This window comes from Variovorax sp. 05T418 (assembly GCF_056396385.1).
In genome coordinates, this window is sequence record NZ_JBFTLJ010000005.1 from 1 (window position 1) to 22,200 (window position 22,200).

Consider the following 22,200-nt stretch of genomic DNA (forward strand, 5'->3'; position numbering starts at 1 on the left):
CAGCGCGCCCTACCACCCGCAGACCAATGGCAAATTGGAGCGCTTCCATCGTTCGCTCAAGGCCGAGGTGCTCAACGGACGCAGCTTCATGGACCTGGCTCAGGCTCAGGACGCCTTCGAGCACTGGCGCAGCGTGTACAACCACGAGCGCCCGCACGAGGCGCTGGGCATGCAAACACCCGCAGCGCGCTATCAGGTGAGCCCTCGGGCCCTGCCTGCCGTGCTGGCACCGATCGAATATGGACCCGATGACCAGGTGCTCACGGTGGGCTGGAACGGCTGGGTGCACTTCGAGGGTCGCAAGCTGCGCCTGTCCAGTGCCTTGCACAGGCTGCCCGTGGCGATGCGGCCGGCCCCCAAGGTTGACGGCTGCTTCGACGCCTTCTTCTGCCACCACCGCTTCATGCGGCTGGACCTGCGCAACCTCGCCACTCCAACCTGAGCGTCCAAGGTGTTTACTATGTCCCCGCACACCTGTTACCCAGGTCCCCGGTCCATACAGCGAAGCAAAAGAAAGTAGCTCGCCCGCCGGGGCGAGACCCGGCCCCGGAAAAAAATCAACCCACGTCGCCCCCCAAAAAAACCCCTATCGCCCTTATCCAGAATAAGCATCCAACCGCCCGCAAACCCGCATGAACACTGAAGAATAAGCTTATCCGCATAAAGCCCGAACCAAAAAATAGTTTGCTTCCATAAGCCCCGGTTTCAGAATCTCCGCTTCTTGCTGGGGCGCCCCGTTGTACGTGCGGCACCGCACTTCTTCAAGATCACACGCACGATGTACCAATACACAGAATTCGATCGCCAGTTCGTCCATCAACGGGCTGCCCAGTTCAGAGACCAGCTCGAGCGCTGGCAGAAGGGCCGCCTGCACGAAGACGAGTTCCGTCCGCTGCGGCTGCAAAACGGCTGGTATGTGCAGCGCTACGCGCCGATGCTGCGCGTGGCCGTGCCCTACGGCGAGCTTTCGAGCCGCCAGCTGCGCGTGCTCGCCCGCATCGCCCGCGAGTACGACGAGCCCGAAGCCGAGGTCTACCGCAAGGCCGTCGAGACGCAGGGCCTGCTCGGCAGCCACAAGCTGCCCACGCACTACGCCCACTTCTCGACGCGCCAGAACGTCCAGTACAACTGGATTCCGCTGTCGAAGTCGGCCGACGTGATGGACCTGCTGGCCTCGGTCGACATGCACGGCATCCAGACCAGCGGCAACTGCATCCGCAACATCACGAGCGACGAGCGCGCCGGCATCGCGGTCGACGAGATCGCCGATCCGCGCCCCTACGCCGAAATCATGCGCCAGTGGAGCACGCTGCATCCTGAATTCGCGTTCCTGCCGCGCAAGTTCAAGATCGCGATCACCGGCGCCGCCGAAGACCGCGCCGCCACCGGCTGGCACGACGTGGGCCTGAGGCTCGTGAAGAACGAAGCGGGCGAGATCGGTTTTCGTGTGCAGGTGGGCGGCGGCATGGGCCGCACGCCGATCATCGGCACCGTGCTGCGCGAGTTCCTGCCGTGGCAGCAGATCATGAACTACCTCGAAGCGGTGATCCGGATCTACAACCGCTATGGCCGCCGCGACAACATCTACAAGGCGCGCATCAAGATCCTCGTGAAGGCCGAAGGCCAGCGCTACATCGACGATGTCGAGGCCGAGTACAAGCAGATCATCGAGCACGACGGCGCGCCGCACACCATCACGCAGGAAGAGTACGACCGTGTGGCCGCCTCCTTCGTGCCGCCGACGCTCGCCACCCGCGTGCTGCAAAGCGCCGAGAAGACCGACGCCGAGCTGCGTGCCCACGCCGACGACGACGTGATGTTCGCGCGCTGGCTGGCCCGCAACGTGGCCGCGCACAAGAACCCCGCGCTGCGTGCCGTCACGCTGTCGTTCAAGCGCCTGAAGCAGGCGCCCGGCGACGCCTCGGCCGACCAGCTCGACACGCTCGCCGAACTGGCCGAACGCTTCTCGGCCGGCGAGGCCCGCGTCACGCACGACCAAAACATCGTGCTGCCCTGGGTGCATGCCGAAGACCTGCACGCGCTGTGGCTCGCTGCCCGCGCGGCCGGCTTTGCCAGCGCCAACGTGCACCTGCTGACCGACATGATCGCCTGCCCCGGCGGCGATTTCTGCGCGCTGGCCAATGCGCGCTCCATTCCCATTGCCGAAGCCATCACCGAGCGCTATCAAGACCTCGACGAACTCGACGACCTGGGCGAGATCGACCTGCACATCAGCGGCTGCATCAACTCCTGCGGGCACCACCACAGCGGCCACATCGGCATCCTGGGCGTCGACAAGGACGGCAAGGAGTGGTACCAGGTCACCCTTGGCGGCTCCGACGGCTCGGCCCTCAGCGGCACGCCGCAGGCCGGCAAGGTGGTCGGCCCTTCGTTCTCGGCGGCCGAAGTGCCGGGCGTGATCGAGGCCGTGCTCACCACCTACCGCGACACCCGCGAAGGCGGCGAGACCTTCATCGACACGCTGCGCCGCGTCGGCCACGACCCGTTCAAGGCCGCGGCCAACGGTGCGCGCTTCAAGGTGGAGGAAGCGGCATGAACCGGCGCCTCAACATCCTTGCCGCCGAGGAACATATCGACGACGGCGACCCGAAGGTGCTGCAGCTGCCCAACGATGCCGATCCGCTCGCCATCGAGGTGTGCCTGGAAGACATCGAGCGCATCGACCTGAACTTTCCGAAGTTCACCGATGGCCGCGCCTACAGCCAGGCCTTTTTGCTGCGCCGCCGGCTCGGTTTCAAGGGCGACATCCGCGCCACCGGTGACGTGCTGATCGACCAGTTGGTGCAGATGGAACGCACCGGCTTCTCGAGCGCCGTGCTCAAGGAAGGCGTGGACGCCACCGACGCACAGCGCCAGTTCGACCGCTTCTCGGCCTTCTATCAGGGCGATGCAATAAAGCCCGCGCCGCACTTCGCGGCCGGCACCTGAGCCCGCACGGAACCATCGACATGAGCATCGCCACGAACATCGATCTTGCACGCATCAACGCCGAACTCGGCCGCAACGCCGAGGGCCTGGTGGACTGGGCCATCGGCCTCGGCCAGCGCGCGATCGTCACCACCAATTTCCGCCCGTTCGAGGCGGTGATCCTGCACATGGTCACGCGCGCCAAGCGCGATGTTCCTGTGGTCTGGATGGACAACGGCTACAACACCGAGGCCACCTACCGCTTTGCCGACGAGGTGACCAGGCAGCTGGGCCTGGACCTGTACATCTACCTGCCGCGCCGTTCGCGTGCGCATCGCGAAGCCGTGGAAGGCCCGACGCCGGCGCTCGACGATCCGCGCCATGCCGCCTTTACCGAGGAAGTGAAGCTCGAGCCCTTTGCCCGCGCGCTGCGCGAGACGGCACCGCAGGTCTGGTTCACCGCGCTTCGGGCCACCGACACGGCCGTGCGCGCGCAGATGGACCCGGTCAGCGTCAATCCGGACGGCTTGATCAAGGTCGCGCCGCTCCTGCACTGGTCGTCCAAGGACCTGTACACGTACTGCGAAGCGCATGGCCTGCCCAACAACTTCGACTACGTGGACCCGACCAAGGGCGAAGACAACCGCGAGTGCGGATTGCACCTCTCGCACTGAGCGCCCACGCCTCGCCGATCCTCCGCATCCAGCACCCACCCCGATGAACGCCCGTACCGAAACCGAACTGCTGCTGCCGCCCATGCACTCTCCCGCGCGCCTGTCCAACACCCATCTCGATGCGCTGGAAGAGGAAACCGTCTTCATCCTGCGCGAAGTGGCGGCCGCCTTCGAGCGCCCCACCCTGCTGTTCTCAGGCGGCAAGGATTCGCTGGTGCTGCTCAAGTGCGCGGAAAAGGCCTTTGGCGCCGGCCGCATTCCGTACCCGCTGCTGATGATCGACACGGGTCACAACTTCCCCGAAGTGACGGCCTACCGCGACCAGCGCGCGAAGGAACTGGGCGCCGAACTCATCGTGCGCAGCGTGGAAGATTCGATGGCGCGCGGCACCGTGCGCCTCGCCCACCCCGGCGAATCGCGCAATGCGCACCAGTCGGTCACGCTGCTCGAGGCCATTGAAGAATTCCGCTTCGACGCGCTGATCGGCGGCGCGCGCCGCGACGAGGAAAAGGCGCGCGCCAAGGAGCGCATCTTTTCGCACCGCGATTCCTTCGGCCAATGGCAGCCCAAGGACCAGCGCCCCGAGCTGTGGACGCTGTTCAACACCCGCCTCGCACCGGGCGAGCACTTCCGCGTGTTCCCGATCTCCAACTGGACCGAGCTCGACGTGTGGCAGTACATCGAGCGCGAGCACGTCGGCCTGCCGTCGATCTACTACACGCACAAGCGCGAAGTGGTCGAGCGCCGCGGCCTGCTGGTGCCCGTGACCGAACTCACCCCGCCGCGCGACGGCGAAACCGTGCAGGTGCGCGACGTGCGCTTTCGCACCGTGGGCGACATCACGACCACCTGCCCGGTCGAGAGCCTGGCGGCCGACGCGGGCGACGTGGTCCTCGAGACGCTGAGCGTCGACGTCAGCGAGCGCGGCGCGACGCGGATGGACGACATGACTTCGGAAGCTTCGATGGAGAAGCGCAAAAAAGACGGGTATTTCTGATGAGCACGACAACGGCAACCCTTGACAACACCGCCCTCCACGGCGACACCGGCACCGCCCTGCGCTTCATCACCTGCGGCTCGGTCGACGACGGCAAGAGCACGCTGATCGGCCGCCTGCTGGTCGACAGCAAGACCGTGCTGCAGGACCAGCTCGCCGGCGTGCAGCGCGGCGGCGAAACCGACCTGGCCCTTTTGACCGACGGTCTCTCGGCCGAACGCGAGCAGGGCATCACGATCGACGTGGCCTACCGCTACTTCTCGACCGCCAAGCGCAAGTTCATCATCGGCGACGCGCCGGGCCATGAGCAGTACACCCGCAACATGGTCACGGCCGCCTCGGCTGCCGATGCCGCCGTGGTGCTGGTCGATGCCACCAAGCTGGCCTGGGCCGCCGAAGTGGAAGACGGCACCGTGGTCAAGCGCGAGTTGCTGCCGCAGACCCGCCGCCACACACTGCTGTGCCACCTTCTGCGCGTGCAGTCGATCGTGTTCGCGGTCAACAAGCTCGACGCCATCGACGACGCGGGCCTGGCCTTCGAGCGCATCTCGACCGCGCTCAACGCCTTTGCCGAAGCGGCCGGCGTGCAGGTGGCGGCCATCGTGCCGATCTCGGCGCTCAAGGGCTGGAACGTGGCCACGCGCCATGGCGACTGGGTCGGCTACGAGGGCCCGAGCCTGCTCGAACTGCTCGAGGAATTGCCGGTCACCGCGCAGGACGAGGACGTGCCCTTCGCCTTCCCGGTGCAGTGGGTCGAGAAGTTCTCGGCCTCGGCCGACACCTCGCAGGGCCGCCGCGTGTTCTGGGGCCGCGTGGCTTCCGGCCATGTGGAACCGGGCCAGCGCGTGACCGTGCTACCGAGCAACCAGACCGCCACGGTCGCGCAGGTGCTGAGCCACACGCGGCAGCCGAAGGTGGTGCATGCGGGCCACAGCGCCGGCATCGTGCTCGACCGCGAGGTCGACGTCTCGCGCGGCGACTGGCTGCTGGCGCCCGGCGCCTTCGAGCCGATGCGCGAGATCACCGCCACCGTGGCCTGGCTCGACGACGAGCCGCTGGTCGCGGGCCGCGTCTACTGGGCGCTGCAGGGCCACCGCTGGGTCAAGGCCAAGGTGGCGCGCATCGTCGACCGGGTGAACATCACCACGCTCGAATCCGAGCCCGCAACGCAGCTGGAAGCCAATTCCATCGGCGACGTGGTGCTTTCGCTGCAGCAGCCGCTGGCCGTGCTGCCCTTCACGCAATCGCGCGCCCTGGGCTCGCTGGTGCTGGTCGATACGGCCTCCCACAAGACCGCTGCCGCCGTGCTCGTGCAGCCTGCCGCCGCAAAGGCCTAAAATCTGGGGTTTTCCCCGACCTCACACTGACGTTAGAAGACAAATGACCCACGTCGTCTCCGAAGCCTGCATCCGTTGCAAATACACCGACTGCGTGGACGTATGCCCCGTGGATTGCTTCCGCGAAGGCCCCAACATGCTGGTGATCGACCCGGACGAATGCATCGACTGCGCCGTCTGCATCCCCGAGTGCCCGGTCAACGCGATCTATGCCGAGGAAGACCTTCCGGCCAACCAGATCGCGTTCATCAAGCTCAACGCCGAACTCGCGGTGGCCGATGGCTGGAAGAGCATCACCAAGCGCAAGCCCGCGCTGCCCGACGCCGAAGAATGGAAAGACAAGACCGACAAGGTCGGCGAACTGGTCCGTTGAACCCCCAAGGCCGAGCCCCCGTCGAAACCGACGCGCTGATCATCGGCGCCGGTCCGGTCGGGCTGTTCCAGGCCTTCCAGCTCGGCCTGCTCGAGATCTCCTGCCATATCGTCGATGCACTGCCCACCGCGGGCGGCCAGTGCGTGGCGCTCTACGGCGGCAAGCCGATCTACGACATTCCGGGCACGCCGGTCACCAACGGAAGCGAACTCGCGCAGTCGCTGCTCAAGCAGGTCGAGCCGTTCAAGCCCCAGTTCCATTTTGGCGAGCAGGTGGCCACGCTCGAACGGCAGGCCGACGAGCGCCTGCTGCTGACCACCACCGCCGGCACGGCTTTCCTGGCGAAGACCGTGTTCATCGCGGCCGGTGTCGGTGCCTTCGTGCCCAAGCGCATCGCGCTCGAAGGCATTGCGCAGTTCGAAGGCCGCTCGCTTTTCTACCACCCCGATTCGCTGGACCGCTTTGCCAGGCAGGCGGTGGTGGTGAATGGCGGCGACGACGTGGCGCTGGAAACCGCCATCGCGCTCACGGCCATTGCGAAGCAGGTCACGCTGGTCCACCGGCGCGACGGGTTCCAGGCCGACGAGGCGCTGGTCGCGTCGATGCGCGCGCTGGTGGCCGACGGCAAGCTCGCGTTCAAGGTCGGCCAACCCACCGCTTTCGACGGCAGGCAACTGCAGATCACCACGCCCGACGCAACCACCGTCGACCTGCCGCTCGACGCGCTGATCGCCTGCCTGGGCATCTCCCCGCGCCTCGGCCCCATTGCCGACTGGGGCCTGGAACTGGAGCGCAAGCAGGTGCCGGTCGACACCGAGAAGTACGAAACCCGTGAACGCGGCGTGTTCGCGGTGGGTGACATCAACACCTATCCGGGCAAGAAGAAGCTCATCGTCTGCGGCTTCCATGAAGCCACGCTGGCGGCCTGGGGCGCCACCGCCATCGTGTTCCCGGGCAAGGCGATTCCGCTGCAGTACACGACCACCAGCACGCGGCTGCACGAGCTGCTGGGCGTGGCTACTTCGCGCTAGGCAGCAGCGCGCGGTATTCGCCGATGAAGCGGCCGATGGCGGCGGCGAACCGGTCGATGTCCGCATCGGTCAGCGGCAGAGACAGCACGATGAAGCCGCGCGGCGAGGCGTAGATGCCCTCGCCCAGCAGGTGGAAGAACAGCAACTGCCGCAGCCGCCCGTCGACCGCCGCCAGGTCGTCCACGCGCCGCACTTCCCCGCGCACGAAATGTGCGTTCATCAGCGAACCGACGCCGGTGAACTGCATGGCCACATCCTCTTTCGCACACAGCGCATTGAGCCGCGCACGCATCGCCTCGCCGCGCTCGGCCAGCCTGCCTGCCGCCTCGGGCGTGAACAGCTTCGTGAGGCCCGCATAGCCGGCCGCCATGGTCATCACGTTGTTGTTGAAGGTGCCCGAATGGGAGAGCGACCCGGTGCGCGGATCGAACTGCGCCATCACGTCCGAGCGCCCGCCGAAAGCGCCGAACGACATGCCGCCGCCGATGTACTTGCCCAGCGTGGTCAGGTCCGACCGGATGCCCAGCTTGTTGGCGAGGCCGTTCGGTGCGAGGCGCGAGGTCATGACCTCGTCGAAGACCAGCAGCGCGCCCACCTTCGTCGCACCCTCGCGAAGTGCTTGCAGAAAGTCGAGGCGCCCCGGAATGCAGCCGCTCGCACCCTGCATCGGCTCGACCAGGATCGCGGCGATCTCCGACCCGTGCTTCTCGATCTGTTCGCTCGCAGCCTGCACATCGTTGTAGGGCAGCACCAGGAAGTCGAAGGGCACGGTCGTCGGCAGCGGCTTGGCGCCGAACCCGAGCACGCCGCCGTGGTAGCCGCCCGAAAACACCACGATCTTCCGCCGCCCCGTGAAGTGCAGCGCGGCCGTGAGCGCCATCAGGTTGGCCTCGGTGCCCGAGTTGGTGAAGCGCAATTGCTCGATCTGCGGAAAGCGCTCGCAGATGGTCTTGGCGAGCCTTCCTTCGAGCAGGTTGTGGCCCGTGAGGTTGATGCCACCCTGCATTGCCTCGACGACGGCATCGCGGATCTCGGGTGCCGAGTGGCCGTAGACGCCGGCCGTGTATTCGGCGATGAAGTCGGCATAGCGGTGGCCGTCGGCATCCCAGAGCGCAGCGCCCTCGCCCTTGGCGATGGTGAGCGGAAACGGCGCATAGAACAGCACCGAGCGGCTGTTGGCACCGGGCATGTAGCGCACCTGCGCCTCGAACTGGCGCCGGCTGGCCGGGTTGGCCTCGGTGAAGCGCTGGAAGGCCTGGGCAAGGGACTGGTCGATTGCGGAATCGCTCATGGAACACATCCTCGAAGTGGCGGCATGCGGATTGCCATATCCGGACCATCATCCATGGTTTGGAGGCTGGGCGCACAGGCTCGTACAATAGTTTCCGCTTTGCGCCACGGCGCGGAGCACCACCGCTAGGGGTGTCGAACCGGGATCCGTTCCGGGGCTGACTGAGAGAGTCCCTTTGAACCTGACTGAGGTAATCCTCGCGCAGGGAAGCTGGTCCGGCGGCCTGTCGCGTTGTCTCGCGCGATGGCTCCACCGCCGGAGCCTCGCCCACCTGCCAAACCTTTTGCACTGGAGCAACTGGATGGCACACGACGACGAACTTTCTTCCGCCAACGAGGCGCTGGCGCCCCTGCCCGCGTCGCAGCGCGTGTTCGGCTGGCACGACCACGCATCGCTCTGGTTCAGCCTGGGCGTCGGGCTGCTGGTGATGCAGATCGGTGCCTACCTGGTGCCGGCGGTGGGCACGCGCGACGCGGCCATCGCGATCGTGCTGGGTTCGCTGCTCGGCGCAGGCCTGTTGGCCTGGACTGCGCGGCTCGGCTGCGAGAGCGGCCTGGCGAGCGCCGGGCTGATGCACGCCACCTACGGCAGCGCCTTCGCACGGCTGCCGGTGCTGCTCAACATCGTGCAGCTGGTGGGCTGGACCACCTTCGAGCTCGTCATCATGCGCGAAGGCACGCAGGCGATCGGCCAGCAGGCCTTCGGCCTGGCGCTCGGCGGGCCGCTGGGCGGCGCCCTCACCACGCTGCTCTGGGGCGCGGTGCTGCTGGCGCTTTTGGCCGGCTCCATGGTCAAGCTGGTGCGGCGCTTCGTGAGCCGCTTCGGCCTGCCGCTGGTGGTGCTTTCTCTGCTCTGGCTGACCTGGCAGTTCGCGACGCGCCTGCAAGCCAAGGGCCTCGACGCCTTCTGGGCGCGCCCCGGCGACGGCGGCATGGGCATGTTCAGCGCGCTCGACCTGGTGATTGCGATGCCGGTCTCGTGGCTGCCGCTGGTGGCCGACTACGCGCGCCACGGCAAGCGCAGCGCAGGCGGCCTGGGCAGCGCCTTCAGCGGCACCTGGATCGGCTATGCGCTGGCCAACGTCTGGTGCTATGCGCTCGGCGTGATGGTGGTGAGCGTGGCGGAGCCGGGCACCGGCCTGGTCACCGCGCTGCTGCTCGCCCAAGGCGGCCTGGTGGCGCTGGGCCTGATCCTGATCGACGAGCTCGACAACGCGTACGGCGATGTGTATTCGGGCTCGGTGTCCACCCATAGCCTGCTGCCGCGCTGGAGCGTGCGGCGCTGGGGCCTCCTGCTGGCGGCGCTGTGCACGGCGCTCGCGCTGGTGCTGCCGATGCACACGCTCGAGCCGTTCCTGCTGATGCTGAGTTCGGTGTTCGTGCCGCTCTACGGCGTAATCCTGGGGCGGCTGGGCACGGGCCAGGCGGTCTTGTCGGTGGGCACGCGCCGGGTCGACCTGGGCGCGGCGCTGATCTGGATTGCGGGCATCGCGGCCTACCACGCGCTCGCCAAGTGGGCGCCGCAATTCGGCTCGGCGCTGCCCACGCTGGCCGCGACATTCCTGCTGGCCTGGGCCAGCCGGCCCAAGGCTACGCCGACGGCGGCAGGCGGTGCGTCGGCACTGGCGCAAAACCGTGGTTGAGCGGACCGTGTCCCGCGCCGGTCTTCACATGCGCACCGGCGGCCATCGCGCCGAGGATGTAGGCGCGCGCGCATTCGACGGCCTCGGGCAACGCAAGCCCCAGCGCCAGGTGCGCGGCAATGGCGGACGACAGCGTGCAGCCCGTGCCATGCAGGTTGCGGCTCGCGATGCGCTGCGAGGCCAGCCGCTTTCGAGCGCCGCCCGCCTGCAGCAGCACGTCGACCACCTCGTCGCCCGGCAAGTGCCCGCCCTTGAGCAGCACGGCCTGCGCGCCGAGCGCCAGCAGTTCGTTGGCCGCATCGTCGAGGGCATCGATGCCGCCGATCGCATGGCCGATCAGCAAGGCCGCTTCGTCGAGGTTGGGCGTGACCACCACGGCGCGCGGGAACAGCTCGCGCACCAGCACCTGCACGGTTTCGGAGGCGATCAGGCGGTCGCCGCTGGTGGCGACCATCACCGGGTCGAGCACTACGTTGGGCAGCCGGTAGTGATCGATGGCCCAGGCCACCACCTCGACCACCTCGGGCGCATGCAGCATGCCGAGCTTGACCGCATCCACGCCGATGTCCTCGACCACCGCCTGGATCTGCGCCTTGAGGAAAGCCGGCGGCACGCCATGGATGCCCGACACGCCGAGCGTGTTCTGCGCGGTGAGCGCCGTGATGGCCGTCATGCCGTAGCAGCCGAGCGCCGCGAAGGTCTTCAGGTCGGCCTGGATGCCGGCACCGCCGCCGCTGTCGGAGCCGGCGATCGAGAGCACGCGTGCGTAGCGCAGGGGCCCCTGGGGCGCGTCGGAAAGTGCTTGGGTCATGCTGAAAATTATCGGCGACTGGCCCTGCCTTGCTCCCTTCCCTTCCGGGGGAGGGCCGGGGCGGGGGCGCGCGGCGCATCCACGGGGCGCTCCGGTGGCCCCCCTCCCCACCTTCCCCCGGCGGGGGAAGAAGCAAGACCATGAGCCTCCCATTCCAATCCGCCGCCATCCTCGGCGCGGGCCTCATGGGCCGGTTGCTCGCGGTCACGCTGGCGCGGGCCGGCTGCAAGGTCGAGCTGTTCGAAGCGGGCAGCCCCGAAGCCGAAGGCGCCGCCGCGCGCGTGGCGGCCGCCATGCTCGCGCCGCTGGCCGAATCGGCCGTGGCGCCGGTGCCGCTCGTGCGCATGGGGCAGTACGCGCTGGGCCGCTGGCCCGAGTTGCTGGCACCGCTGGCGCAGCCCGTGTTCTTCCAGCGCGAAGGCACGCTGGTGCTGTGGCACCGCCAGGACGCCGCCGAGGCCGCGCGGCTCGCGCGCGTGCTGGCGCGCACCGGCACGCAGGTGCCTGAGCTCGCCCCCATGCGCACGCTCGACGGCAGCGGGATTGCCGCGCTCGAGCCGTCGCTCGGCCAGCGCTTCGCGCAGGGTTTGTTCCTTCCGGGCGAAGGCCAGCTCGACAACCGCGCGCTGCTGGCTTCGCTGCTGGCCACGCTGCAGGCCAGCCCCGGGGTGAAGCTGCATTGGCAGTCGCCACGCACGCCTGGCGATTTTTCTCCGGGCACGCCGGGCCAGCCCGACTGGGTGATCGACTGCCGCGGCCTCGGCGCCAAGCCGCAGTGGAACGCGCTGCGCGGCGTGCGCGGCGAAGTCGTCCGCGTGCATGCGCCCGAGGTGAGGCTGCAGCGGCCCACGCGGCTGGTGCATCCGCGCTATCCGCTCTACATCGCACCCAAGCCCGGCAGCGTGTTCGTGATCGGCGCGACCGAGATCGAATCCGACGACATGTCGCCCGCCAGCGTGCGCTCCACGCTCGAGCTGCTGAGCGCGGCCTATGCGGTGCACAGCGGCTTCGCCGAAGCCCGCATCCTCGAGATCGCGACCCAATGCCGCCCCACGCTGCCCGACAACCTGCCCGCGATCCGCCAGCCGCAGCCGCGCGTGCTGCAGATCAACGGCCTGTACCGCCACGGTTTCATGATTGCGCCCGCCGTGCTCGACGCCGCCATGGAGCTGCTCGTGCACGGCCGCTCTGCGCTCGCGCAGAAGCTCGGCCTGGAGACACCCGAAGCATGACGATGAATGTCCTGATCAACGACAAGCCCTACACGCTGCCGGACGGCGCCACCGTGGTCGACGCGCTGGCCGCACTCGATGCGGTGCCGCCGTTCGCGGTGGCCGTGAACCGCGAGTTCGTGCCGCGCTCGGCCCATGCGGCGCGCGCGCTGCAGCCCGAAGACCGCATCGAAGTGATCCGCCCCGTGACCGGCGGCTGAACAAGCAACCCACAGAGATGGAGACAACACGCACCATGACGACCGCATCTGCAATTCCGGACAACGATCCGCTGGTTCTCTACGGCCAGACCTTCCATAGCCGCCTGCTGCTGGGCACCGCGCGCTATCCCTCGCCGGACCTGCTCGAAGCCGCGGTGAAGCGCGCCAAGCCCGCCATGCTGACGGCCTCGCTGCGCCGCCAGTCCGCCAGCCCCGGCGCAAGCGACAGCGGCAACGGCTTCTGGGAGCTGCTGCGCCGGCTCGCGGTGCCGGTGCTGCCCAACACCGCCGGCTGCCACAGCGTGCAGGAGGTGATCGCCACCGCGCAGATGGCGCGCGAGCTGTTCGACACGCCATGGATCAAGCTCGAACTGATCGGCGACGACTACACGCTGCAGCCCGACACGCTGAACCTCGTCGATGCCGCATCGCAGCTGATCCGCGACGGTTTCCAGGTGCTGCCCTATTGCACCGAGGACCTCGTGCTGTGCCAGCGGCTGGTCGACGTCGGCTGCCAGGCCGTGATGCCCTGGGCGGCGCCCATCGGCACCGGCCGCGGACCGGTCAACCCCTACGCGCTGCAGCTGCTGCGCGAGCGGCTCAGCGTGCCGATGCTGGTCGATGCGGGCCTCGGCCTGCCCTCGCATGCCTGCCAGGTCATGGAATGGGGCTACGACGGCGTACTGCTCAACACCGCCGTGGCGCTGGCGCAAGACCCGGTGTCGATGGCCGGCGCCTTCGCCGACGCCGTGCAGGCTGGCCGCGCCGCCCACCGCGCCGGTGCCATGGCCGCGCAAGACTCCGCGCAGCCCAGCACGCCGGTGCTCGGCACGCCCTTCTGGCATCACGCACCATGAGCGCTTCGACAGACGCCCGCGCCATCTCGCAGGCCATCGTCGCGACGCACGGGCTGCGCTTCGGCACCAACATGCCCGCGGCCATTTCAGCGGGCCGCTTTTCCTCGGACGAGCCGGTGTACCGCGGCGCAAAGCAGGCCTGCACGGCGCTCGGCTTCATCGAGATCGATGCCGAATGCCTGGCACGCGCCTGGCAGGCGCAGACGGCGCGCACCGGTGCTTTCGATGCCAACCAGTGGCCCGAAACGCCCGTCGATTTCGGTATGCGCGCGTTCCCGCCCACCGAACGCGACGACGCCTTCGCGCCCTGCCCCGAACGGCTCGGCCTCTACGCCGTGCTGCCCGATGCGCAATGGGTCGGCCGCATGGCGCGCGCCGGCGTTCCCACGGTGCAGCTGCGCTTCAAGTCGGACGACGCGGCAGCCACCGAGCGCGAAGTGCATTCGGCCGTCGACGCGGTGCGCGGCACCGGCGCGCTGCTCTTCATCAACGACCACTGGCAGACGGCCATTGCCGCGGGTGCCTACGGCGTGCACCTGGGCCAGGAAGACCTCGACGCGCTCGCGCCCGAACAGGTGCAGCAGATCCGCGATGCGGACCTGCGGCTCGGCGTCAGCACCCACGGCTATGCCGAGATGGTGCGCGCCGATGCGGTGAGCCCGAGCTACATCGCGATGGGCGCGGTGTATCCGACCACCCTCAAGAAGATGGCGACCGCACCGCAGGGCGTGGCGCGGCTAGCGGCCTATGCGCGCCTGCTGCGCGGCTATCCGCAGGTGGGCATCGGTGGCATCGACGCTGTGCGGCTGCCCGAGGTGCTGGCCACCGGCGTCGGCTCCGTCGCCGTGGTGCGCGCGCTTGTCGCCGCAGAAGATCCCGAGGCCACGGCCGCGCAATGGATGGCGTCGATAGCCGCCGCCACATGAACGAAGCAATGACACAAAAGAAATTCCGATCCTGGCCGCTGACGCCGGTCTCTCGTGCAGTAGCCACCACCTTTCTTCTTCTGGCGGCCGGCGGCGCGCAAGCCCAGCAGCCAACCGAGCAGTTGCCCGCCATCACGGTGAACGAAAGCAGCGCCGCCCCGCAAGCCGAAGTGAGCGGCTTCGGCGACGTGCCGCTGCGCGAGCTGCCGCTCTCGGCCACGGTGATCGACAGCACGCAGCTTCGCACGAGCGGCGCGCGCCGCCTCGCCGACCTCACGCAGTTCGATTCCTCGGTGACCGATGCCTACAACTCGGCCGGCTACTGGGACTACCTCACGGTGCGCGGCTTCGTGCTGGACAACCGCTTCAACTACCGGCGCGAAGGCCTGCCGATCAGCGCCGAGACATCGATCCCGCTCGACAACAAGGAGCGCATCGAGATCCTGCGCGGCACCAGCGGCATCCAGGCCGGCACCAGCGCGCCGGGCGGGCTGGTCAACTACGTGGTCAAGCGGCCCACCGAGCAGGACCTGCGCACGCTGCGCATCGAAACCACCAGCCGCGGCAGCGTGCTCGGCGCGCTCGACCTGGGCGGGCGCTTCGGTGCGAACCGCGAGTTCGGCTACCGGCTCAACATCGCGAGCGAAAACCTCAAGCCGCTCGTGCACAACCTCGACGGCAACCGCAACCTGTTCTCGCTGGCGGGCGACTGGCGCATCACGCGCGATTCGGTGCTCGAGTTCGAGATCGAGCGCAGCCACAAGACCCAGCCGAGCCAGAACGGCTTCAGCCTGCTGGGCAGCACGCTGCCGGTGCCGGTCGATCCGAGGATCAACCTCAACAACCAGCCGTGGTCGCAGCCTTCGGAATTCAACGCGCTCACCGGCAGCGTGCGCTTCAGCCAGGCGCTCAATGCCGACTGGCGCTGGAGCGCGCAGATCGGCCAGCAAAGGCTCAAGACCGATGACCGCCTGGCCTATGCCTTCGGCTTCGATTGCCACCCTGAAAGCAACTTCTCTTACTGTGATCGCTACGGCCCCGACGGCACCTTCGACTTCTACGACTTCCGCAGCGAAAACGAGCGGCGCACGCAAACGGCCGGCAGCCTCAACCTCAAGGGCAACGTGACGGCCGGCAGCGTGCGGCACGAGCTCGGCTTCGGCCTGCTCGCGAGCCACGTGCGCAACCGCTTCCAGGACCAGGCCTACAACTACGTCGGCACCGGCAACGTGTGGGCCACGGCCGTGGTGCCGCCCGACCCCACGCTGACCGACGCCAACACCAACCGCGACGAGCGTTCCACCGAGCTCTCGGTGCAGGACGCGATCCGCTGGAACAGCCGCTTCACCACCTGGCTCGGCGTGCGCCACACGCGGCTGGACCGCGACAGCATCCGCACCGATGGCACGCGCCCCACCGGCTACAAGGACGGCATCACCACCCCATGGATCGCCGCCAGCTTCGCCATCCAGCCGGGCCTGCTGGCCTATGCGAGCTGGGGCAAGGGCGTCGAGTCGCAGGTGGTGCCGAACAAGAGTTCGCAGTACAACAACGCCGGCGAGGCGCTGCCCGCGCTGACCTCGCGCCAGTGGGAGCTGGGCCTCAAGGGCGGAAGCGACGTCTTCGCCTGGCAGCTCGCGTGGTTCGACATCAAGCGCCCGATGACGAACCTCGATGCCTGCAACCGTCTCGGCACCACACCCTGCGACGGACGCTACGACGGCAGCGCCGTGCACCGCGGGCTCGAAGCGGGCGCACAGTGGAACACGGGGCCCTGGCGCCTTGCAGGCAGCGTCACGCTGATCGATGCCAAGCGCCGCGGAAGCACCGCCGAGCCGGCCACCAACGGCCAGTCGCCCACCAACGTGCCCAAGCAGGTGCTGCGCGCGCAGGCCGGCTACCGCGTGGCTTCGGTGCCGGGCCTCGAGTTGCTCGGACAGCTCTCGCATGAAGGCCGGCGCAACGTGCTGCCCGATGGTTCGATCGCCCTGCCCTCATGGACGCGCGTCGATGCCGTGCTGCGCTACGACACCCGGCTGCGCGGCGTGAACACGAGCTGGAGCATCGCCATCGACAACCTGTTCGATCGCCGCTACTGGAAGGAATCGCCCTACCAGTTCGGCCACGTCTATCTCTTTCCAGGTGCACCGCGCACGCTGCGCCTGGGCTTGAGCGTGTCGCTCTGAATGAGTGCCCGAATTTTTTTCAGAAATTTATGGCGGCCACATTGGTGCGCTCGAAAGGCCCAAAAAATCACGCTATAATCTGAGGCTTGTTCCTCGATAGCTCAGTTGGTAGAGCGCCGGACTGTTAATCCGTAGGTCCCTGGTTCGAGCCCAGGTCGAGGAGCCAAAACTCTTGAGTTGACGGGCCTTTCAGGTCTCCGCGAATAGTCCGCCGGTAACGGCGGGTCCTAGATCGCAAGGAGTCCCGAAATGGCAACAGTGAACAAGTCCGCCGGTGACGGCAGTGCGTCTGACAGCGTGCTGCAAACCGGCTCTACAGGCTTCCCTCTCCCCGAGGGAGGCCTTTCTTTTTCCGGCGTTCGCTCCGGCGCGCTGCCCGCAATCCCGATGCGGGCCGGCGGCATCACGGTCGTAACGCTGATCAACCTGTACATGGCGCACTACGCCGGCCGCGACACGACGCGCCCGCAGCGCCTGTCGTGGTGGGCGGGCCACATCGGCCACCTCGCTCTGCAGGATGTGACCGACGATCACGTGCACGCCGCGCTCGAGGACCTTTCCCAGTGCCGCGCCACCTACTACGCCGGGCTGGATGCGACCGGCAAGCCCATCTACAAGGCCAAGCGCAAGGCGATCGCGCCCGCCACCATCAACCGCTACAGCGCCAGCATCGCCGCGGTCTTCACTTGGGCGATCAAGCGCCGCGTCGCGCCCAAGGGCTGGGTTCACCCGTGCCGCAGCATCGAGCGCCGCGCCGAGCACAACGAGCAGACCCGCTTCCTGTCCGAGGAGGAGCGGGTCCGCGTGCTCGAGGCCTGCAAGGCCTCCCCCTACCCCCGCCTCTACCTGCTGGTGCTGACCGCGCTCACCACGGGGGCACGCAAGGGCGAACTGCTGGGGCTGCGCTGGCAGGACATCGACCACGGGCACGGCGTTGCCTACGTCGGCCGCAGCAAGAACGGCGACCCCAAGACCCTGCCACTGGTGCCGGCGGTGGCGGGCCTGCTCAGGTCGTTCGGCACCGGGGCCGCACCGTCCTCGCGGGTGTTCGCCTCGTCACGCAACCCTTCCCAGCCGTACGCATTCGAGGAGCGCTGGAAGGAGGCGCTGCGCGCCGCCAAGGTGCGCAACTTCAGGTTCCACGACCTGCGTCACACTTGCGCGTCGATGCTGGCGCAGAACGGTGCCACCCTGCTGGAAATCGGCGACCTGCTCGGGCACCGGCAGCTGCAGGTCACGAAACGGTACAGCCACCTGGCGACCGGCCACAAGGCCGCGCTCGTCAATCGAGTTCTCGGAGGCATTCAATGAAGGCGAACCCAAAGGTCCATGACGGCAAGGTTGCAAAGAAGCGAACCCGCCCTGCACCACCCTCCGTCCACAGTAGGAGGATGCTGCGCGAACCCGACCCTCACGCTGATCTCACACAAGACGAGCGCAACGCCATGCCCCCATTGCAGTCGGACGATTTCGATCGCTGGCTCGTGATCGCGGTGCTGCGGCACAACCGTTCCCTCATCGAAGAAAACGGAGTCGCCCTCCTGCAGGCGATCGCCCAATGCCTCGACCACGGGGTGTCGCCGCCCGAGTGGTTGGCACGGGAGTTTGTGATTCGCATGCAAGCCTTCTTGAATTTCGAGAACGCCTCGCTGGACGGGGCGTTCGATGCGCGCCCTGTCACCGAAGACAAGCGCAAGATCATCGCCAAGAGGAAGCGCCTGATCTGGCCAGTCTCCGATGCAATCATGTCGGCTCTCAGGGAGGATCCGACCTTACCCATCAGCCCGGAACTGTTCGAAAAAGTGGGAGCAAAGCTGGCCATCGGCGCGAAGATGTGCCAGGAACTGTATGCGGAAGGCGTCGAGCACTACGGCACCCCTGACCCCAAGAGCTACCGGCGGGCGATGAAGTCGAAGCGTTGAGGCCCGCACCCTGATCGCAATTGGTGGCAAAACTGCGATTTCGCCACTAAGGAAAAAACTCACGCAGTCGCGAGACTCCTCGAATCAACACGCACTTGTGTTGAGGCGGGTCCTGTCAGGCCCGTCAATTCAGGAGTTTCTCGATGAATGACGAATCCGATTCGCGTCTGGCGTGCCTGCTCACGCTGGAGGGATACCAGCAGCGCACGGCCCCGATCTTTTCCGGCATCCACTCCTTGCGCTGGTACATCCGCCCGCGCAAGGAACAGCTGGTGGCGGCGGGCGCGCTGCTGTACATCGCCGGTCGCCTGTGGGTGAACCCCGACAAGTTCGACGCTTGTGTTCTGGAAGCGGGCTCCGCGCCCCGTCAGCCTGCGGCCGCACAGGAGGCCTGATGAATTCACCGGCAACTCCCGTGACCGGCCCGAACGCCGAGTTCCCCAGGATCGACAAAAGCAGTGCTCAGCGGACAGGCAACCCTGGTCCGACCGGCAACTTGGCCTTAGCTGGCGTCTTCGCGAAGGCGCCGCAGGGCCTCACGCGGCACGCCCTTTCCGGAGCGTTTCCGGACATGTCACCGGAAGACTACGAGCGCCTGAAGGGCAGCATCGCCATCTATGGCGTCCAACACGCCATCGTCCTCTACGACGGCGAAGTCCTCGAAGGTTGGCACCGCTACCGGGCCGCCTCGGAACTCAGGATCGACTGCCCCTGCATCGGTCCGGATATCCAGGACCCTCAACAATACGTATTTGCCGCCAACGCGGCTCGGCGTCACCTGACCGCGAGTCAGCTCGCCTTCGCGGCGGTCTCGGTGTATGCGTGGCTTCCTATTGGATCGAACCAACACGGTGGGTCCGCACCCGGTGCGCACCCTCAAAAATCCATCGCTGAGGTCGCGAAGATCACCGGGCTGTCCGAGCGCATCATTGCCTATGCGAAGTCGGTGAAAGCCGCCGACAAGCCGGATGTGGCGGACAAGGTCAAGGCCGGCAGGCTTTCCCTGAAGCAGGCTGCGGAGCAGGTGAAAGCGCCCCCCCCGATTGTCGGTCCCGCGGCACTTCCCGATCCCGGGCGTCCTCGCGATGCCGCGGCCGGCCTCGACAGCCCGGCGCGTGCAGCAGTGTCGGCACTCCCGCAACAGCAGCCCTCCGACCGCCGCAAGGAAAACCCGGTCGACGAGACGGAGGCCGTGCAGCAGCGCGTCCGCGAACTCGAAGGCCAGCTCGCATCGCTCACGAAAAAGCTCGCGGATGAGACGAGCCGCGGCAAGGTCCACGCCGACCTGTTCACCCAGTTGCAGCAACTCCTGAACGTCGGCTCGGCCGACCAGGTTGTGGCCGAAGTGAAGCGACTCCTTTCTGACGTTGGTTGTTCGCGCTCCGCAACATTGAACACCGTCATCGGTGAAGCGAAGTGTGCTCCCGCATGAAGCGAAACATCCTCACCCTGCCGAGTTCCCGGCAACTGATTTCCTGGTCGGACTTCGCCGTGGGCGACCACCGCATTTCCTGCCCGTCCTGCGGTCGCAAGCCCAGCGACAAGACCATGGGCGTCCGGATCAACGAGGACGGACGTGGCGTCGCGCATTGCTTTCGGTGCGGGTATGTCGAAATCCGCCATCGCGAGCGCGATCCGTCGACGCTGAAACGTCATGACCTCGCGCGTGTGGTCAACGTCATGACCGGCCTGCACTTCGCCGAACAACGGCAACGCGAAGCCGAAGCGGCTACTGGCGCCCTGGTGCGCTGGGCAGCGGCTGACTGGGCGACCCGGGAGCACCGCTACCTGACCGTCAAGGGGGTTGGCGCTCACGGTATTCGGATCGACGGCGACCTGCTGCTCGTGCCCATCCGGGACAACAACCGCTGCCTCCTGAGTTTGCAGAGCATCAGCCCCTTCGGCGTCAAGCGCTTTCACCCGCGCGGGCGGGTCAAGGGCGGTTACCACGCATTCGGTTGCCCGATCGGCAAGGTGGTGATCTGCGAGGGCTATGCCACCGGGGCCACCATTCACGAGGACACCAATTGCGCCGTGGCCGTGGCCTTCAACGCGGGCAATCTGATGCCCGTGGCGCTGGCCCTGCGCGCCAAGTACCCGGAGCTGACGCTCGTTGTCGCCGCGGATGACGACTGGAAGACCCCCGGCAATCCTGGCCTGACTGCGGCGAGGCGAGCCGCCGCGGCGGTGGGCGGCCTCCTGGCCGTGCCCGATTTCACCGGCCTGCCGCGAGGGGACAGCGACAGTGACTTCAACGACCTGCACCGGCTCGCTGGCCGGATCGAGGTGGCCGAATGAGCGCAGTGCGTGAAAACAACCCGGTGCTGGCGGCCATCCAAGCCGCTTACCCCGTGCCAACAGACGACCTGCCGCCTCTGCACGCCGTGGACGCGGCCGAGCTGGCCGCGATGGATTTCAAACCGCGCCAGCCGCTGCTGTCACCATGGCTTTGCAGTCAGGACCTTGCGATGGTCTTCGCGTCGCGCGGTATCGGCAAGACGCATTTCGCCTTGGCCGTGGCCTTTGCCGTGGCCACAGGCGGGCCCTTTGCCCGCTGGCAAGCTCCCGCTGCGCGCAAGGTGCTCTATCTGGACGGGGAACTGCCTGGTGCGCTGATGCAGCAGCGTCTGCTGATGCACTGCCCGGACACTGAGCCGGCACCGGGCTACCTGCGCATCTTCACGCCTGACCTCGTGCCCGACGGGCGCACGCTGCCTGACTTGTCCACGCACGAAGGCCAGGCCGTCATCGACGCCATGATCGAGCCCGACACCGCCCTGGTGGTGGTGGACAACCTCAGTGCCTGGGCCCGCTCCGGACGCGAGAACGAGGCGGAATCCTGGCACCCCATCGCCGACTGGCTGCTGTCCCTGCGCCGCCGCGGCATCGCGGTCCTGCTGGTGCATCACGCTGGCAAGGGCGGACAGCAGCGCGGCACCTCCAAGCGCGAAGACCTGCTGGACGTCGTGATCAGCCTCTCGCGCCCCAATGACTATGACCCGCAGCAGGGCGCCGTGTTCGTCGTGGAGTTCTCGAAGGCCCGCAACCTCGTCGGCGACCAGGCCGAGAGCATCGAGCTCGAACTGAACGTTGCCGTCGATCGCGCCACCTGGCGTTGCAGAACGGTGGAAGCATCGACCTTCGAGCGTGTCGTGGATCTCGCCAACGAGGGTTTGAGGCCCAACGACATTGCACTCGAGCTGGACATCAACAAGTCGAGCGTGAGCCGGCATCTGCGCACGGCGCGCGAAAAAGGTCTGATCAAGGCCGACAAGGCGCCGAGGCCATGAAGCTGCGTGACGCCCTGAAGGCGGCCGTCGAGCGGCAAGTTGCACGTTGCGTGCCCCAGCAAACGCAACATGCAACTTCTGCCCCCGAGCATGCAACCGCATATGCAACTCCTGCGCAACTCCGGGCTGCAACCCCGCGTGGCTGCCGGGTTCTGCATGCAACCGCCGATGCAACGAGTGCGCAACCTGCGAGTTGCATCGCCGCTCGGGAGCGTGCACTGCCGCACGCCACGGGTGCAACTGTCTGTCTGTTTCGGCTGTCCCGAGAGCAGGCCGACACCTGTCACGCGCAGCCGTGGACCGACGAAGAGGCCAGCACCTTCGTGCGCCGCCGCGCCGCGCTTCTCGAGCGAGGGCTCGGAGAGGTCGATGCGGACGACCTTGCCGGGCAATTGCACCTGCGCGATGTGGAGGGCGACGACCGCCGGCGTTGCGTCGAGTGCAGGCACCTTGCGGGAAAGGCGTCTACCGGATGGGAATGCCGGGAGCCTACGGCTTCCGGG

22 protein-coding genes, 1 tRNA gene and 1 riboswitch are annotated in these 22,200 nt (G+C 67.4%); of the genes, 21 read left to right on the forward strand and 2 right to left on the reverse strand.

The features are described from left to right. The 8 genes from AC1DMS_RS12090 to AC1DMS_RS12125 form a co-directional block, all read left to right on the forward strand. Positions 1–442, forward strand: a 442-nt coding sequence (locus tag AC1DMS_RS12090; protein ID WP_478181068.1) for an integrase core domain-containing protein, incomplete at its 5' end; no start/stop codon positions are given. Positions 443–778: 336 nt separating this feature from the next. Beyond that, on the forward strand, positions 779–2,557 hold the full coding sequence (locus AC1DMS_RS12095) for a nitrite/sulfite reductase (protein ID WP_012747518.1): 1,779 nt from the start codon (positions 779–781) through the stop codon (positions 2,555–2,557). After that, positions 2,554–2,949, forward strand: coding sequence for a DUF934 domain-containing protein (locus tag AC1DMS_RS12100; protein WP_012747517.1), 396 nt, complete (start codon positions 2,554–2,556; stop codon positions 2,947–2,949). The genes AC1DMS_RS12095 and AC1DMS_RS12100 overlap by 4 nt, the downstream gene beginning before the upstream one ends. Before the next feature lie 20 nt (positions 2,950–2,969). Further along, complete coding sequence (locus AC1DMS_RS12105; RefSeq protein WP_012747516.1) at positions 2,970–3,602, forward strand: phosphoadenosine phosphosulfate reductase domain-containing protein; 633 nt, start codon at positions 2,970–2,972, stop codon at positions 3,600–3,602. Between the two features lie 43 nt (positions 3,603–3,645). Further along, positions 3,646–4,599 carry a sulfate adenylyltransferase subunit CysD gene (gene cysD, locus AC1DMS_RS12110; RefSeq protein WP_012747515.1) on the forward strand — a complete coding sequence of 318 codons (954 nt, stop codon included), beginning with the start codon at positions 3,646–3,648 and terminating at the stop codon, positions 4,597–4,599. After that, positions 4,599–5,936, forward strand: coding sequence for a GTP-binding protein (locus AC1DMS_RS12115; protein WP_012747514.1), 1,338 nt, complete (start codon positions 4,599–4,601; stop codon positions 5,934–5,936). The genes cysD and AC1DMS_RS12115 overlap by 1 nt, the downstream gene beginning before the upstream one ends. Positions 5,937–5,979: 43 nt before the next feature. Beyond that, positions 5,980–6,309, forward strand: coding sequence for a ferredoxin FdxA (gene fdxA, locus AC1DMS_RS12120; protein WP_012747513.1), 330 nt, complete (start codon positions 5,980–5,982; stop codon positions 6,307–6,309). Then, positions 6,267–7,340, forward strand: a complete 1,074-nt coding sequence (locus tag AC1DMS_RS12125; protein ID WP_049826086.1) for an NAD(P)/FAD-dependent oxidoreductase — start codon at positions 6,267–6,269, stop codon at positions 7,338–7,340. Before fdxA ends, AC1DMS_RS12125 begins: the two co-directional genes overlap by 43 nt. On the opposite strand, the gene AC1DMS_RS12130 is transcribed toward AC1DMS_RS12125, so the two are convergent. After that, positions 7,327–8,631: an aspartate aminotransferase family protein gene (locus AC1DMS_RS12130; protein WP_012747511.1), complete on the reverse strand. Its 1,305-nt coding sequence runs from the start codon at positions 8,629–8,631 to the stop codon at positions 7,327–7,329. The genes AC1DMS_RS12125 and AC1DMS_RS12130 overlap by 14 nt on opposite strands. A 117-nt stretch (positions 8,632–8,748) precedes the next feature. Beyond that, a riboswitch (TPP riboswitch) is annotated at positions 8,749–8,856 on the forward strand. A 76-nt stretch (positions 8,857–8,932) separates the two neighbouring features. Between AC1DMS_RS12130 and AC1DMS_RS12135 the strand changes: the two genes are divergently transcribed. Then, positions 8,933–10,273, forward strand: a complete 1,341-nt coding sequence (locus AC1DMS_RS12135) for a purine-cytosine permease family protein (protein ID WP_012747510.1) — start codon at positions 8,933–8,935, stop codon at positions 10,271–10,273. Here the strand turns inward: AC1DMS_RS12135 and thiD are convergent. Next, on the reverse strand, positions 10,221–11,084 hold the full coding sequence (thiD, locus tag AC1DMS_RS12140; RefSeq protein WP_012747509.1) for a bifunctional hydroxymethylpyrimidine kinase/phosphomethylpyrimidine kinase: 864 nt from the start codon (positions 11,082–11,084) through the stop codon (positions 10,221–10,223). The genes AC1DMS_RS12135 and thiD overlap by 53 nt on opposite strands. Before the next feature lie 140 nt (positions 11,085–11,224). Here thiD and AC1DMS_RS12145 point away from each other — a divergent pair, with 140 nt between their 5' ends. From AC1DMS_RS12145 to AC1DMS_RS12200, 12 genes are all read left to right on the forward strand, one after another. After that, on the forward strand, positions 11,225–12,316 hold the full coding sequence (locus tag AC1DMS_RS12145; RefSeq protein WP_012747508.1) for an FAD-dependent oxidoreductase: 1,092 nt from the start codon (positions 11,225–11,227) through the stop codon (positions 12,314–12,316). Beyond that, positions 12,313–12,516, forward strand: coding sequence for a sulfur carrier protein ThiS (thiS, locus tag AC1DMS_RS12150; protein ID WP_012747507.1), 204 nt, complete (start codon positions 12,313–12,315; stop codon positions 12,514–12,516). The genes AC1DMS_RS12145 and thiS overlap by 4 nt, the downstream gene beginning before the upstream one ends. Before the next feature lie 35 nt (positions 12,517–12,551). Continuing rightward, positions 12,552–13,373 carry a thiazole synthase gene (locus AC1DMS_RS12155; protein ID WP_012747506.1) on the forward strand — a complete coding sequence of 274 codons (822 nt, stop codon included), beginning with the start codon at positions 12,552–12,554 and terminating at the stop codon, positions 13,371–13,373. Further along, positions 13,370–14,299: a thiamine phosphate synthase gene (gene thiE / locus AC1DMS_RS12160; RefSeq protein ID WP_012747505.1), complete on the forward strand. Its 930-nt coding sequence runs from the start codon at positions 13,370–13,372 to the stop codon at positions 14,297–14,299. The genes AC1DMS_RS12155 and thiE overlap by 4 nt, the downstream gene beginning before the upstream one ends. Continuing rightward, positions 14,296–16,485 (forward strand): TonB-dependent siderophore receptor, encoded by a 2,190-nt coding sequence (locus AC1DMS_RS12165; RefSeq protein ID WP_012747504.1) that lies wholly within the window; start codon positions 14,296–14,298, stop codon positions 16,483–16,485. Before thiE ends, AC1DMS_RS12165 begins: the two co-directional genes overlap by 4 nt. A gap of 90 nt (positions 16,486–16,575) precedes the next feature. Beyond that, positions 16,576–16,651 (forward strand) — tRNA-Asn (locus AC1DMS_RS12170). Between the two features lie 83 nt (positions 16,652–16,734). Beyond that, entirely contained in the window at positions 16,735–17,796 is a 1,062-nt protein-coding gene (locus AC1DMS_RS12175) for a tyrosine-type recombinase/integrase (RefSeq protein ID WP_478181069.1), read from the forward strand. Further along, positions 17,793–18,407 carry a hypothetical protein gene (locus tag AC1DMS_RS12180; protein ID WP_478181070.1) on the forward strand — a complete coding sequence of 205 codons (615 nt, stop codon included), beginning with the start codon at positions 17,793–17,795 and terminating at the stop codon, positions 18,405–18,407. Before AC1DMS_RS12175 ends, AC1DMS_RS12180 begins: the two co-directional genes overlap by 4 nt. A 143-nt stretch (positions 18,408–18,550) precedes the next feature. Continuing rightward, on the forward strand, positions 18,551–18,802 hold the full coding sequence (locus AC1DMS_RS12185; protein ID WP_478181071.1) for a hypothetical protein: 252 nt from the start codon (positions 18,551–18,553) through the stop codon (positions 18,800–18,802). Continuing rightward, complete coding sequence (locus tag AC1DMS_RS12190; RefSeq protein WP_478181072.1) at positions 18,802–19,839, forward strand: ParB/RepB/Spo0J family partition protein; 1,038 nt, start codon at positions 18,802–18,804, stop codon at positions 19,837–19,839. Before AC1DMS_RS12185 ends, AC1DMS_RS12190 begins: the two co-directional genes overlap by 1 nt. Next, on the forward strand, positions 19,836–20,705 hold the full coding sequence (locus AC1DMS_RS12195) for a toprim domain-containing protein (RefSeq protein ID WP_478181073.1): 870 nt from the start codon (positions 19,836–19,838) through the stop codon (positions 20,703–20,705). The genes AC1DMS_RS12190 and AC1DMS_RS12195 overlap by 4 nt, the downstream gene beginning before the upstream one ends. Continuing rightward, complete coding sequence (locus AC1DMS_RS12200) at positions 20,702–21,697, forward strand: AAA family ATPase (RefSeq protein ID WP_478181074.1); 996 nt, start codon at positions 20,702–20,704, stop codon at positions 21,695–21,697. The genes AC1DMS_RS12195 and AC1DMS_RS12200 overlap by 4 nt, the downstream gene beginning before the upstream one ends. The last annotated feature ends 503 nt before the right edge of the window (positions 21,698–22,200 follow it).